The organism is Entomomonas sp. E7T21, from assembly GCF_058693955.1.
In genome coordinates, this window is sequence record NZ_CP191672.1 from 375297 (window position 1) to 388480 (window position 13184).

At 37.6% G+C, this 13184-nt stretch carries 10 protein-coding genes; 7 read left to right on the forward strand and 3 right to left on the reverse strand.

What is annotated here, in order from left to right:
• Position 1: 1 nt before the first annotated feature.
• Positions 2-1633 (reverse strand): CTP synthase, encoded by a 1632-nt coding sequence (gene pyrG, locus ACQVD9_RS01810; RefSeq protein ID WP_264747200.1) that lies wholly within the window; start codon positions 1631-1633, stop codon positions 2-4.
• Between the two features lie 334 nt (positions 1634-1967).
• On the opposite strand from pyrG, the gene grpE reads away from it, so the two are divergent.
• The 6 genes from grpE (at position 1968) to tsaC (ending at position 8332) form a co-directional block, all read left to right on the forward strand.
• Entirely contained in the window at positions 1968-2510 is a 543-nt protein-coding gene (gene grpE, locus ACQVD9_RS01815; RefSeq protein WP_264747201.1) for a nucleotide exchange factor GrpE, read from the forward strand.
• A 121-nt stretch (positions 2511-2631) separates the two neighbouring features.
• Positions 2632-4551, forward strand: coding sequence for a molecular chaperone DnaK (gene dnaK / locus ACQVD9_RS01820; protein ID WP_264747202.1), 1920 nt, complete (start codon positions 2632-2634; stop codon positions 4549-4551).
• 186 nt (positions 4552-4737) lie between these two features.
• Positions 4738-5862 carry a molecular chaperone DnaJ gene (gene dnaJ / locus ACQVD9_RS01825; protein ID WP_264747203.1) on the forward strand — a complete coding sequence of 375 codons (1125 nt, stop codon included), beginning with the start codon at positions 4738-4740 and terminating at the stop codon, positions 5860-5862.
• 9 nt (positions 5863-5871) lie between these two features.
• Positions 5872-6675, forward strand: a complete 804-nt coding sequence (gene dapB, locus ACQVD9_RS01830; RefSeq protein ID WP_264747204.1) for a 4-hydroxy-tetrahydrodipicolinate reductase — start codon at positions 5872-5874, stop codon at positions 6673-6675.
• A gap of 41 nt (positions 6676-6716) precedes the next feature.
• Positions 6717-7781, forward strand: coding sequence for a uroporphyrinogen decarboxylase (gene hemE / locus ACQVD9_RS01835; RefSeq protein ID WP_264747205.1), 1065 nt, complete (start codon positions 6717-6719; stop codon positions 7779-7781).
• Positions 7781-8332, forward strand: a complete 552-nt coding sequence (gene tsaC, locus ACQVD9_RS01840) for an L-threonylcarbamoyladenylate synthase type 1 TsaC (RefSeq protein ID WP_264747206.1) — start codon at positions 7781-7783, stop codon at positions 8330-8332. The genes hemE and tsaC overlap by 1 nt, the downstream gene beginning before the upstream one ends.
• A gap of 170 nt (positions 8333-8502) precedes the next feature.
• Here the strand turns inward: tsaC and ACQVD9_RS01845 are convergent, their stop codons facing one another.
• A complete protein-coding gene (locus ACQVD9_RS01845; RefSeq protein WP_264747207.1) occupies positions 8503-9480 on the reverse strand; it encodes an NADPH:quinone reductase in 978 nt (325 codons plus the stop codon).
• Positions 9481-9504: 24 nt separating this feature from the next.
• Positions 9505-10422, reverse strand: coding sequence for an AlgP family protein (locus tag ACQVD9_RS01850; protein ID WP_264747208.1), 918 nt, complete (start codon positions 10420-10422; stop codon positions 9505-9507).
• Between the two features lie 436 nt (positions 10423-10858).
• Here ACQVD9_RS01850 and mrcB point away from each other — a divergent pair, with 436 nt between their 5' ends.
• Positions 10859-13162, forward strand: a complete 2304-nt coding sequence (mrcB, locus tag ACQVD9_RS01855; protein WP_264747209.1) for a penicillin-binding protein 1B — start codon at positions 10859-10861, stop codon at positions 13160-13162.
• Positions 13163-13184: the final 22 nt, after the last annotated feature.

Consider the following 13184-nt stretch of genomic DNA (forward strand, 5'->3'; position numbering starts at 1 on the left):
ATTAACCTTTTAACTCATGTTGTTTAATAGCAGCTTTCACAAAGCCACTAAATAATGGATGTCCATCACGTGGAGTAGAAGTAAACTCAGGGTGGAACTGACAAGCCACAAACCAAGGATGATCAGGAGCTTCAACAACTTCTACTAATGCCCCATCTTCTGAGCGACCTGTTACTTTTAGTCCAGCTTTAATTAATTGTGGAAGTAGGTTGTTATTAACCTCGTAACGATGGCGATGACGTTCTCTAATAATATCTGCTTGGTAACAGTTATAGACTTGTGAAGAATTTTCTAGTTTACAATTCTGTGCACCTAAGCGCATCGTGCCGCCTAAATCAGAGGCTTCGGTACGTTTTTCAGTAGCTCCAGTAGCATCTTGCCATTCGGTGATTAACCCTACTACAGGATAAGGAGTATTTTTATCAAACTCGGTTGAGTTAGCTTTTTCCATACCAACAATATGGCGTGCAAATTCAATAACAGCTACTTGCATACCTAAACAAATACCTAGGTAAGGTATTTTATTTTCACGAGCATATTGTACAGTAGTAATTTTTCCTTCTACGCCTCGTAAACCAAAGCCGCCAGGAACTAAGATGGCATCTACATCAGCTAATAGTGAAGTACCTTTTTCTTCAATATCTTCTGAATCAATATAGCGTAGGTTTACTTTAGTACGGTTTTCAATGCCTGCATGGGTTAATGCTTCAATCAGTGATTTATAAGCATCTAGTAACTCCATGTATTTACCTACCATGGCAATAGTTACTTCTTTTTCTGGATGCAATTTAGCGTCAACTACACGATCCCATTCTGATAGATCGGCAGTATTACATTGTAAATCAAAACGTTCAGCTACAAAATCGTCTAAACCTTGGGCATGAAGTATAGATGGAATGCGATAAATAGTATCAGCATCTTCTAAAGAAATAACTGCACGTTCTTCTACGTTAGTAAATAAAGCAATCTTACGACGGGAAGCTAAATCAATAGGATGGTCTGAACGGCAGATTAAAATATCTGGTTGTAAACCAATGGAGCGTAATTCTTTTACAGAGTGCTGAGTAGGCTTTGTTTTAGTTTCGCCTGCGGTAGCAATATAGGGAACTAAGGTTAAGTGCATAAGCATGGCACGTTTAGCACCTACCTCCACACGTAACTGACGAATAGCTTCTAAAAAAGGTTGTGATTCAATATCACCTACTGTACCACCAATTTCCACCATGGCGATATCAGCATCACCTGCACCTTTAATAATACGGTGCTTAATTTCATCCGTAATATGAGGGATAACTTGAATAGTCGCACCTAAATAATCACCACGGCGTTCTTTGCGCAATACATCTGCATAAACACGGCCTGTTGTGAAGTTATTGTTTTGAGTCATGGTAGTGCGTACAAAACGCTCGTAATGGCCTAAATCGAGGTCTGTTTCAGCACCGTCATCGGTCACAAATACTTCCCCGTGTTGGAAAGGGCTCATTGTGCCAGGATCGACGTTAATATAAGGATCAAGTTTAAGAAGAGTAACTTTGAGGCCACGCGCCTCTAAAATAGCTGCTAAAGAAGCAGAGGCGATACCTTTACCCAATGAAGAAACAACACCGCCTGTGACGAAGATATAACGCGTCATGAGAAATCCTAGCATTAATGTGGGTAAATTATTTAACCCAAAATAGCAATGACAAAGGCAAAATTTATGTATTTCAGTAGGTTACATAAAATATCATAAGTATTTCTACTCATTTTGCTTTGAATTAAAGACGGGATAATAGTTTACCCTAATGTTGTTAAGGCGTCCATTGATCTTATAGAAGATTAAAATTTTTGTTGAAAATAATAGGTGTGTGTCAAAAAGTAAAAATATGAGTAAAGGCTCTTGAAAATTATAAAAGTTACCCCATATACAGTACAAATAAGAGGCTTAGTTTAAATTAAGTATCTACAAGTTTTAGAAGGAGAAACTAATGACTGATGAGCAAAAGCAAGAGTCTGAATTACCAGAGCTAGAAACTGGAAAAGAACAACAGGCGTCACAGGGTGATTCAGTAAATAATCGCGTTGCTGAATTGGAAGATCAATTAGCAGAGGCTAAAGATCAGGCGTTACGCGCTGTAGCAGAAATGCAAAATATGCGTCGTCGTGCTGAACAAGATGTTGAGAAAGCGCATAAATTTGCGTTGGAAAAATTTTCTTTAGCGTTGTTACCTGTATTAGATAGCTTAGAGCGTGGTATTGAAGTTTCAACAGGTGATCATGAGTCAGTAGTAGCTATTCGTGAAGGTATGGAATTAACGCTTAAGGTGTTTAAAGATACTTTAAAGCAATTTCAAATTGAGGAAGTTAGCCCTGAGGGTGAACCATTTAATCCCGAGACTCAGCAAGCAATGGCTATGGAGCCTAGTGCGAATGTAGAGCCAAATACAGTGCTAAAAGTATTTCAAAAAGGCTATCTGTTAAATGGAAGGTTATTACGCCCTGCTATGGTAGTGGTAAGTAAAGCACCTTAAAAAAGTAATAAAAGGGCTTGAAATTTTGTAAAAAGCCCTTATTTAACTAACAAGTTCAGTTTTAAACGCTGATTAGTTGAAACGAAATTAGCGTTAAATCAAAGTTTCAGGAGAAGTATAAATGGGTAAAATTATTGGTATTGACTTGGGAACAACCAATTCCTGTGTGTCTGTATTAGAAAATGGTACATCAAAAGTTATTGAGAACGCAGAAGGTGCGCGTACTACACCTTCTATTATTGCCTATACAAATGATGGTGAAATTTTAGTAGGCCAATCTGCTAAACGTCAGGCAGTAACTAATCCTCATAACACCTTATTTGCTGTAAAACGTTTAATTGGTCGTAAGTTTGATGAAGATGTAGTACAAAAAGATATTAAATTAGTGCCTTATAAAATTGTTAAAGCAGACAATGGTGATGCTTGGGTTGAGGTAAATGGTCAGAAAATGGCGCCTCCTCAAATTTCAGCAGAAGTTTTAAAGAAAATGAAAAAAACAGCTGAAGATTATTTAGGCGAGCCAGTAACAGAGGCTGTGATCACTGTACCTGCTTATTTTAACGATAGCCAACGTCAAGCGACTAAAGATGCTGGTAAAATTGCTGGTTTAGATGTTAAGCGTATTATTAACGAACCAACAGCAGCAGCACTTGCTTATGGTATGGATAAATCGAAAGGTGACCACACTATTATCGTTTATGACTTAGGTGGTGGTACTTTTGACGTATCAGTAATCGAAATTGCTGAGGTAGATGGCGAACACCAATTTGAAGTATTGGCCACAAATGGTGATACATTCTTAGGCGGTGAAGACTTTGATATCCGATTAATTGATTATTTAGCGGATGAGTTTAAGAAAGAAAATGGTATGGATCTAAAAGGTGATCCATTAGCAATGCAGCGCTTAAAAGAAGCTGCAGAAAAAGCTAAGATCGAGCTTTCTTCTAGCCAACAAACAGATGTTAATTTACCTTACATTACGGCTGACCAAACAGGTCCTAAACACTTAAATGTAAAAGTAACACGTGCTAAGTTAGAAGCTTTAGTAGAAGATTTAGTAGCACGTACTATTGAACCATGTAAGATTGCTTTAAAGGATGCTGGTCTTGATGCAGGCAAAATTGATGAAGTAATTTTAGTAGGTGGTCAAACTCGTATGCCTTTAGTACAACAAAAGGTTACTGAGTTCTTTGGTAAAGAGCCACGTCGTGATGTGAACCCTGATGAAGCAGTAGCAATGGGTGCTGCTATTCAAGGTGCTGTATTATCAGGTGATGTAAAAGACGTATTGTTATTGGACGTTACACCATTAACCTTAGGTATTGAAACCATGGGTGGGGTAATGACGCCATTAATTGATAAAAACACAACGATTCCTACTAAGAAATCGCAAGTGTTTTCAACGGCAGATGATAATCAAAATGCAGTGACTATTCATGTGTTACAAGGCGAGCGTAAGCAAGCAGCACAAAATAAAACATTAGGTAAGTTTGATTTGGCTGATATTCCACCTGCGCCACGTGGTGTACCACAAATTGAAGTGACTTTTGATATTGATGCGAACGGTATTTTAAACGTTTCAGCAAAAGATAAAGCTACTGGTAAACAACAATCTATCGTGATTAAGGCTAACTCTGGTCTTTCTGATGAAGAGATTGAAAAAATGGTACGTGACGCGGAAGCGAATGCTGAAGAAGATCGTAAGTTTGAAGAGTTAGTATCTGCACGTAACTTAGGTGATCAAACAGCTCATGCGGCACGTAAGATGATCACAGACTTAGGTGATAAGGTAACAGCAGATGAAAAAGCGTCTTTAGAAAAAGCAATTGCTGATGTTGAAGAAGCAGTTAAAGCAGACAATAAAGATGAAATTGAAGCTAAAGTTAAAGTCTTAAATGACTTAATGATGCCAATCACGCAACGAGCTTATGCAGATCAAGCTCAAGGACAAGCTCAGGATGCAGGTGCTGAACAAAGTAAGCAAGGCGATGATGTATTAGATGCTGAGTTTGAAGAAGTAAAAGATAATAAAGACAAATAACCAGTAGGGTTGGTCTTTATGATGAAATAGCAAACGCGGGAAGTTAACTCTCCCGCGTTTGTGTCTTTGTAAAGGGGATATTTTCTTAATAAAGAAAATAGTTATTCATTTCTTTTTATTAAAAAATCATCTAAGCTGTGGCACTTTTATTTATTAGCGACAGCAGAGTTATCAGGTATAGAGGTTATGGCAAAGCGCGATTACTATGAAGTTCTTGGGGTGGAAAGGACAGTTACAGAAGTTGAGTTGAAAAAGGCTTATCGTAGGGTAGCCATGAAATTCCATCCTGATCGTAATCCTGACAATAAAGAAGCTGAAGAAAAATTTAAAGAAGCTAATGAAGCCTATGAGGTATTGTCTGATAGTCAAAAACGTGCTGCTTACGATCAGTATGGGCACGCTGGTGTAGACCCACAAATGGGTGGTGGCTTTAATGGCGGTGCGGGTTTCTCTGATATTTTTGATATGTTTGGCGATATCTTTGGTGATGGTGGTGGTCGCCGTGGTAGAGGTGGTGCACAGCGTGGACATGATTTACGCTATACCTTAGATTTAACTTTAGAAGAAGCAGTACAAGGTAAAGAAGTTACTATCAAAGTTCCTACTTATGTTAATTGCAAAACATGTCATGGAAGTGGTGCAAAAGCGGGTTCTTCCCCTGAAATTTGTAAAACCTGTGGTGGGCATGGGCAAGTAAGAATGCAGGCAGGGTTTTTCTCTGTTCAACAAACCTGTCCAGATTGTCATGGTAGTGGTAAGACTATTAAAGACCCTTGTAATGTTTGTCATGGTGAAGGTCGAGTTCAAGAAACTAAAACTTTAGCTGTTAAGGTACCTGCTGGAGTAGATACTGGCGATAAGATTCGTTTAACAGGCGAGGGTGAAGCTGGCTCGATGGGTGGTCCAGCTGGTGACTTATATGTTGTTATTAATGTTAAAGAACACAGAATATTCCAACGTGATGGTCGTGATCTTTATTGTGAAGTACCAATTAGTTTCCCTGATGCAGCATTAGGTGCTGAGCTTGAAGTGCCTACATTGGATGGTCGGGTAAAACTAAAAATTCCTGATGGTACTCAAACAGGCAAGATGTTCCGTTTGCGTGGTAAAGGTATTAAACCCGTAAGAGGTGGTTCTGTAGGTGACTTATTGTGTAAAGTTATTATCGAGACTCCTGTTAAATTAGATAAAGACCAGCGTGAGTTATTAGAGAAGCTACGGGAGACGATGGATGGCGCTTCTCATCAAACACCACAAGCTAGTGGCTGGTTTGAAAGTGTCAAAAACTTTTTTGAAAGCTTTAAATCTTAAGGTATAACTATGTTACGTATAGCAGTGATAGGCGCCGCTGGGCGTATGGGTAAAAACTTAGTAGCAGCTGTTTGTAATAATGAAAAAACTACCCTTGGAGCTGCTATTGTTGAACCTAATAGTAGCTTACAAGGTGTAGACGCTGGTGAATTAGCAGGTATTGGTAAAATAGATGTAACTGTCGATATTTCTTTAGAAAATCAGTTAAATAATTTTGACGTATTGATTGATTTTACTCAGCCAATAGCAACCATGAAAAATATTCAACTTTGTGTGCAGGCTAAGAAAGCTATTATTATTGGCACTACAGGTTTTTCTGATGAGCAGAAACAACAAATAGCAGAAGCCGCTAAACAAATACCCATTGTATTTTCTGCTAACTATAGTATTGGTATTAACCTATGTTTTAAATTGCTTGATGTAGCAGCAAAAGTATTGGGTGACGAAGTTGATGTTGAAGTATTAGAAGCACATCACCGTAATAAAGTGGATGCACCTTCAGGCACCGCATTACGTATGGGTGAAGTGGTTGCAAATGCCTTAGGCCATAATTTAAAAGATGTTGCTGTTTATGGTAGAGAAGGTTTTACAGGGGCTCGTGAGCGTGAAACTATTGGTTTTGCTACTGTGCGTGCAGGTGATATTGTAGGAGATCATACAGTACTTTTTGCTGCAGAAGGTGAGCGTATAGAAATTACTCATAAAGCTTCAAATCGAATGATTTATGCCAATGGTGCTTTACGTTCTGCACTATGGTTGCAAGGTCAAGCAAATGGTTTATACGATATGCAAGATGTGTTAGGGTTACGTTAATCTCTTTTGCTATTTTCTTGTAAAAACTGGTAGGTGTATGAATGATAGAGTTAAAAAATGATCGCTTTTTACGGGCATTATTAAAACAGCCAGTTGATGTGACGCCTGTATGGATGATGCGTCAAGCAGGCCGCTACCTGCCAGAATATCGAGCTACTCGTGAAAAAGCGGGTGACTTTATGAGTTTATGCAAGAATGCAGAATTAGCTTGTGAAGTTACTTTGCAACCATTAGAACGTTTTCCCTTAGATGCAGCTATTTTATTTTCAGATATTTTAACTATTCCTGATGCAATGGGATTAGGCTTGTATTTCGAAACAGGTGAAGGCCCTCGCTTTAAAAAAGTTATCAATAATATGGCGGATGTCAATGCATTGCCTATTCCTGATACAGAGCAAGATTTAGGCTATGTAATGCAAGCTGTGCGTACTATTCGTAAAGAATTAAATGGTCGTGTACCTTTGATTGGTTTTGCAGGTAGTCCTTGGACATTAGCCACTTATATGGTTGAAGGTGGTTCCAGTAAAGATTTTCGTAAAATTAAAGCCATGGCCTATGATACGCCAGAAGTAGTGCATGCCTTATTAACTAAATTAACTCGATCAGTGATTAATTACTTGAATGGCCAAATCTTAGCTGGTGCACAAGCGATTCAAATATTTGATACATGGGGTGGTAATTTAGCGTCTAATGCTTACCTAGAGTTTTCATTATCCTATATGCAGCAAATCGTAAAAGGACTTATTAAAGAGCATGAGGGTAGACAAGTTCCCGTTATCTTATTTACTAAAAATGGTGGTCAATGGTTAGAAGCAATGGCCGATACAGGTGCCACTGCTTTAGGTCTAGATTGGACTTGTGATATTAAACAAGCAAGAGCGAGAGTAGGTGATAAAGTCGCTTTGCAAGGTAATATGGATCCTTCAGTACTTTATGCAAACACTTCAGCTATTTGTGAGGAAGTAGGGCGTATTTTAGCTGGTTATGGTAATGGTTCTGGGCATGTATTTAATTTAGGGCATGGCATTACACCAGAAGTAAATCCTGATAATGCTGCGGTATTTATTAGTGCCGTACATGATCTTTCGGTTCGTTATCACAAATAATGGCAAGTGATTGGCAAATACAACAAGTTGCTCATTTGATTAAGCAAGGTGGAGTAATTGCCTACCCTACAGAAGGTGTGTGGGGATTAGGTTGTGATCCTTGGGATGAGCAAGCAACATTAAGAGTGTTAGAGCTTAAAGCGCGTCCTGTAGAAAAGGGGTTAATCTTAATCGCTAGCACAATTGAACAGTTTGATTTTATTTTGCATGACTTGCCTAAAGAGCAATTAGCTAAATTACAACAAAGTTGGCCTGGCCCTTTTACATGGTTAGTTCCTCATCACGGTAGAGTACCTGATTGGATAACAGGTTCTCATACAACTGTTGCTTTAAGGGTAACTAATCATCCTCTTGTTAAAGCATTATGTGACCTAACAGGGCCGATTGTTTCTACTTCTGCTAACTTAGCAGGTCAACCTAGTGCTCAAAATAGACTTATGGTAGAAAAGTACTTTCATGGTCAGTTGGATGCAGTATTAAATGGTGAACTTGGTAAGGAAAGAAAGTCTAGCCAAATAACAGATTTGATTACTGGTAAGATTGTTCGCTAAGTAGTAATAGCTGGTATAAAAATATTATTAGAGTTAACACCAATTAATAAAAATAGATTTTTGATTGGTTCATATCATGAAGATTATACTTTCTTACTTTTTATACAGTAAAAAAAAATTTTATAAAATATAGTTAGGCTATGTTGCTATTATTATCGCATGCATAGAAATTACACTAATAATATTGTAGAGCCTGTGGTCTTTCTAGCTGTTAATTGTTGTTGTGCTTTAGCTACATCAGCTAAAGGAAAACGCTGATTAATATCTATTATTATTTTCTTGCTACTAATTAAATCAAATAACTCATTAGCCATTGCTTGTAGTTTTTCATGACTATTTGCATACCAAGCTAGTGAAGGGCGGGTGACATAGAGGCCACCTTTTTGATTAAGAATTCCCAAATTAACGCCAGTTACAGCACCAGATGAATTACCAAAACTCACCATTAATCCGCGTGGTGCTAAACAATCTAGCGATCTCTCCCACATGTCCTTGCCAACGCTGTCATAAACAACTGGACACTTAGCATTATTAGTAAGTTCTTTAACTCGTTGTACAACATCTTCTTCATGGTAATTAATAACTTGCCATGCACCTAATGCTTTGGCACGTTCTATTTTTGCTGTAGAACCTGCTGTTCCAATTAGTTTAGCACCAATAGCCTTTGCCCACTGACATGCAATACTACCAACCCCACCAGCTGCTGCATGGAATAGAATAATATCCCCTTCTTTTACAGGATAGGTTTGGCATAAAAGGTATTGAGTTGTTAATCCTTTTAATAAACAAGCAGCTGCTTGTTCAAAAGAAATATCATTAGGTAAATGAAGTACATGGGATTCTGCAAGTGTATGGATTTCACTGTAAGCACCTAGTGGCCCTGTACAGTAAGCAACTCGATCACCTACTTTACAGTGGGTAACCGAGTCACCAATAGCAATAACTTCTCCCGCTCCTTCTGTACCTAATCCAGACGGGAGCGATGGTGGACTATACAAACCAGAGCGGTAGTAAGTATCAATAAAATTTAGGCCTATGGCATGATTACGTATTTGAACTTGATTAGCTTTAGGTACTCTCGGTTCGAAATCAACGTATTCAAGTACATCCACATCACCATGTTGAGATATTTGAATACGTTTTGCCATAATAACCTCAGTTAATTTTATGAATTAAGAAGCATTACCTGTCGTTGTTGGTTTTTTAGCAACAGGCGCTTTTCTTGCTGCTGGTTTTTTAGCTGTAACTGGTTTTTTGGTAGCGGCAGTTGTCGCTTTAGCTACTGTAGGTTTCTTAACTGCGGTTGGTTTTTTTGCTACTGTTTTGGTTGCTGGTGTTTTAGCCGCGGCAGTAGTTTTAGCTACAGTTGGCTTTTTAGCTACAGTAGTTGTTTTGCTAGCAGTAACTTTTTTGGCGGTTACTTTTGCTGCAGTAGTTTTAGTTGGAGTAGCTTTTGCCGTTTTAGCTGTTGTGGTAGAGCGAGTAGTAGTTGCTTTAGTCGCTGCTACTGGGCGTTTAGCAGCTGAAGGTTTAGTGGTTTTAGCTTTAGTCGCTGTTGCCGTCGTTCTAGGGGTAGTTGGTTTTTTTGCAGCAGTGGTTGTTGTAGCTTTTGCTGTAGTCGTTGTTTTACGAGTAGTTGTTTTTCTAGCTACTGGTTTTTTAGCAGTAGTTGTTTTTGTAGGTGTTGTTGCAGGTTTTTCTAATAAAGCAATAACACGTTCTTTTACTTTAGAGACTCCTTGAGCTAAATCTAAGCTTTTAGCAGAATCTTTTTTTAATGTGCTAACGTAGTCTAAAAGATTTTTTTGTTGAACCTGTAATTTACTATGAATAGCTTCTAACTCAGCTAAGGATTTTTTAGCTTTGCTTTTGGCTTTTGACTTGCCAGATTCTGTTACTTTTTTTAGCTTTTCTTGAGCCTTTAATAGTTTCTCTTGTATTTTAACGCGCTGTTTTTCTAGCTTGGTTAATGTCTTTTCTGATTCTTGCTGTGCTTGTACACAGGCTTTTTGTAAATGGTTAACTAATGAGTCCGTTAAATCATGAAGTAAATGTAGAGGGGTTCTTACTGGTTTTTTTGATGATGGCATTTTACGTTGCTCCCGTGTCAATAAGTTGGTATGGCTCATTATTACCAACTTTTACAATATATGATAGCGTAATTTTATGAAATTTATGTAACTTTTTTCAACAAGAAAGGAAGCCCCTTTTTGTGCGCTATCTTTATTTGAAGCATTGGATTGGGGCGTATTGTAGCGGTGCAGTAAAATAATGAAGTGATTAGTAATAAGTTATTTTTTATAATTGGTTGATTTTATTTGATAAATTGTTATTTGTGTGGTTTGGCATAGTACTTGTATTGTTATTTTTATCCTCGATTTGGGGGTTTTGGTTTAGGCAGGCTGAAGCCCCCCTTGTTATTTTTTATAAATCTTTTACTAGCAATTTATAACTATAATAATTTGAGTCATTTTCTTGGTGTTAAAAAGTTATCTGTTCATTGGATAAATCAGTATAATAACTTGCATGAAGAAAGTGAGAAAAAAGTTAACAAGAAAGACTAAGAAACGTAGTCTCTGGCTAGTTTTTTTTAGTTGGCTATTTAAGCTAAGTTTAGTGGCTATTGTTATTGTTTCACCTTATATTATTTATCTTGATTCAGTTGTACAAGATAAGTTTTCGGGTAAACGTTGGACAATCCCTGCTAAGGTATACGCACGTCCATTAGAATTATTTAAAGGCCAAAAACTTTCTAAAGAAGATTTTCTCACAGAATTAAATGCATTGGGTTATCGAACGGCGGATAGTGTTACTAATGTTGGACAAATTAATGTCAATGCTAATCAAGTAACTGTTTATATTCGTGGCTTTCAATTTTATGAAGGTGCAGAGCCTTCAAAGTTAGTTAATGTTTCTTTTAATGGTAATAATGTTAATCAAATTACGGATCAAAATAATAATGTTGTACCTTTAATTAGGTTAGAACCTATGATGATAGGTGGGGTTTATCCTACCCATAATGAAGATAGAATTTTAGTTAAATTAGATCAAGTTCCACCAAAGTTAGTAGAAGCATTAGTTGCTGTAGAAGATAAACGTTTTTATAAACATCATGGCATTTCGATGATAGGCATTGGTCGGGCTGTTTATACGAATGTTGTTAAGGGAAAGTTAACGCAAGGTGGTAGTACTTTAACCCAACAATTAGTTAAGAATTTTTATTTAACCAATGAGCGTACCTTAAAACGAAAAGTTAATGAAGCGATAATGGCTTTATTATTAGAGGTGCACTATGATAAAAAAGAAATTTTAGAAGCCTATTTGAATGAAGTATTTTTAGGACAAGATGGGCAACGTTCCATTCATGGTTTTGGTTTAGCTAGTCAGTATTTTTTTGGGCAGCCAATTAATGAATTAAAGTTACCACAGTATGCATTGTTAATAGGGATGGTTAAAGGCCCCTCTGTTTATAATCCTAGACGTAATCCAAAGTTGGCAACAGATCGTCGTAATGTAGTATTGGATGTATTAGCAGAGCAAAATATTATTTCAGCGGCTGAAGCAAAACAAGCTAAAGCAGCGCCACTTGGTGTAATTCCTCAAGGTCGGTTAGGTATCAGTTCATTCCCAGCCTTTATTGATTTGGTGAAACGACAATTAAGAGAAGACTACAATGAAGAGGATTTAACAGGTGAAGGTTTACGTATTTTCACAAGTTTAGATCCTATTATTCAAATTAAAGCAGAACGTTCGTTAGATGCTACTTTAAAACGTTTAGGTAAACGTGCGGAAAATTTAGAGGCAGCAATGGTGATTACAAATCCATCAACTGGAGAGTTGTTAGGATTAATTGGTAGTCGTGATCGTAATTATGTAGGGTTTAATAGAGCCATTGACGCAATTCGATCAATTGGTTCACAAATTAAACCAGCTGTTTATTTAACTGCGTTAGAAAGTAAAAAATATACTTTAACCACTGTTGTGCAAGATGAACCTTATTCTGTGCCTTTGGCGGGTGGTAAGGAGTGGACACCACAAAATTTTGATCGAAGCTATCATGGTAATGTGTTCTTTTATCAAGCATTAGCTCACTCTTATAACGTCTCTACTGTAAAAATAGGAATGGATATAGGAGTTTCAAATGTATTGAAAACAATTAAGCGTTTGGGTGTTGCTGCAGATTATCAAGCCTATCCAGCTATATTGTTAGGTTCAGCTTCAATGACGCCAATGGATGTGGCTGGCATGTATCAAACCATTGCAAGTGGTGGTTATAATACACCTATCCGTTCTATTCGTAATGTATTGAATGCAAAAGGCGAACCATTAGGACGTTATCCATTTGAAACACAACAACGTTTTGATACAGGCGTAATGTACTTATTACAATATGCGATGCAACGTAATATGCGTGAGGGAACTGGACGGTCGGCTTATAATCAAATACCTGCTGCTACAAATTTAGCAGGTAAAACGGGGACAACTAACTCATCTAAAGATAGTTGGTTTACTGGTTTTGGACAAGATATTTTAGCAACTGTTTGGCTTGGTAAAGATGATAATTCAAATACATCTTTAACGGGGGCTACAGGGGCATTGCAGGTATGGACTAGTTTTATGAAAGAGGCTCGTCCTACTTCACTTAGAACCCCTATACCACAGAATGTGGTTTACGCTTGGGTAGATGCTAATACGGGAGTAGGTACTGGAGAGGGGTGTCCTAATGCGGTACAAATGCCTTATTTAAAAGGGACTGAACCAGCGCCTGAGTTATCATGTACTAAGTCAGATGGTTCTACTACTGATTGGATACGTGGTTGGATAAATTAATATATTAGGTTATTAATGTTTA

Excerpts from the sequence above, each read along its gene's own strand:
- pyrG (WP_264747200.1), bottom strand. The coding sequence starts at position 1,633 with ATGACGCGTTATATCTTCGTCACAGGCGGTGTTGTTTCTTCATTGGGT.
- grpE (WP_264747201.1), top strand. The coding sequence starts at position 1,968 with ATGACTGATGAGCAAAAGCAAGAGTCTGAATTACCAGAGCTAGAAACT.
- dnaK (WP_264747202.1), top strand. The coding sequence starts at position 2,632 with ATGGGTAAAATTATTGGTATTGACTTGGGAACAACCAATTCCTGTGTG.
- dnaJ (WP_264747203.1), top strand. The coding sequence starts at position 4,738 with ATGGCAAAGCGCGATTACTATGAAGTTCTTGGGGTGGAAAGGACAGTT.
- dapB (WP_264747204.1), top strand. The coding sequence starts at position 5,872 with ATGTTACGTATAGCAGTGATAGGCGCCGCTGGGCGTATGGGTAAAAAC.
- hemE (WP_264747205.1), top strand. The coding sequence starts at position 6,717 with ATGATAGAGTTAAAAAATGATCGCTTTTTACGGGCATTATTAAAACAG.
- tsaC (WP_264747206.1), top strand. The coding sequence starts at position 7,781 with ATGGCAAGTGATTGGCAAATACAACAAGTTGCTCATTTGATTAAGCAA.
- ACQVD9_RS01845 (WP_264747207.1), bottom strand. The coding sequence starts at position 9,480 with ATGGCAAAACGTATTCAAATATCTCAACATGGTGATGTGGATGTACTT.
- ACQVD9_RS01850 (WP_264747208.1), bottom strand. The coding sequence starts at position 10,422 with ATGCCATCATCAAAAAAACCAGTAAGAACCCCTCTACATTTACTTCAT.
- mrcB (WP_264747209.1), top strand. The coding sequence starts at position 10,859 with ATGAAGAAAGTGAGAAAAAAGTTAACAAGAAAGACTAAGAAACGTAGT.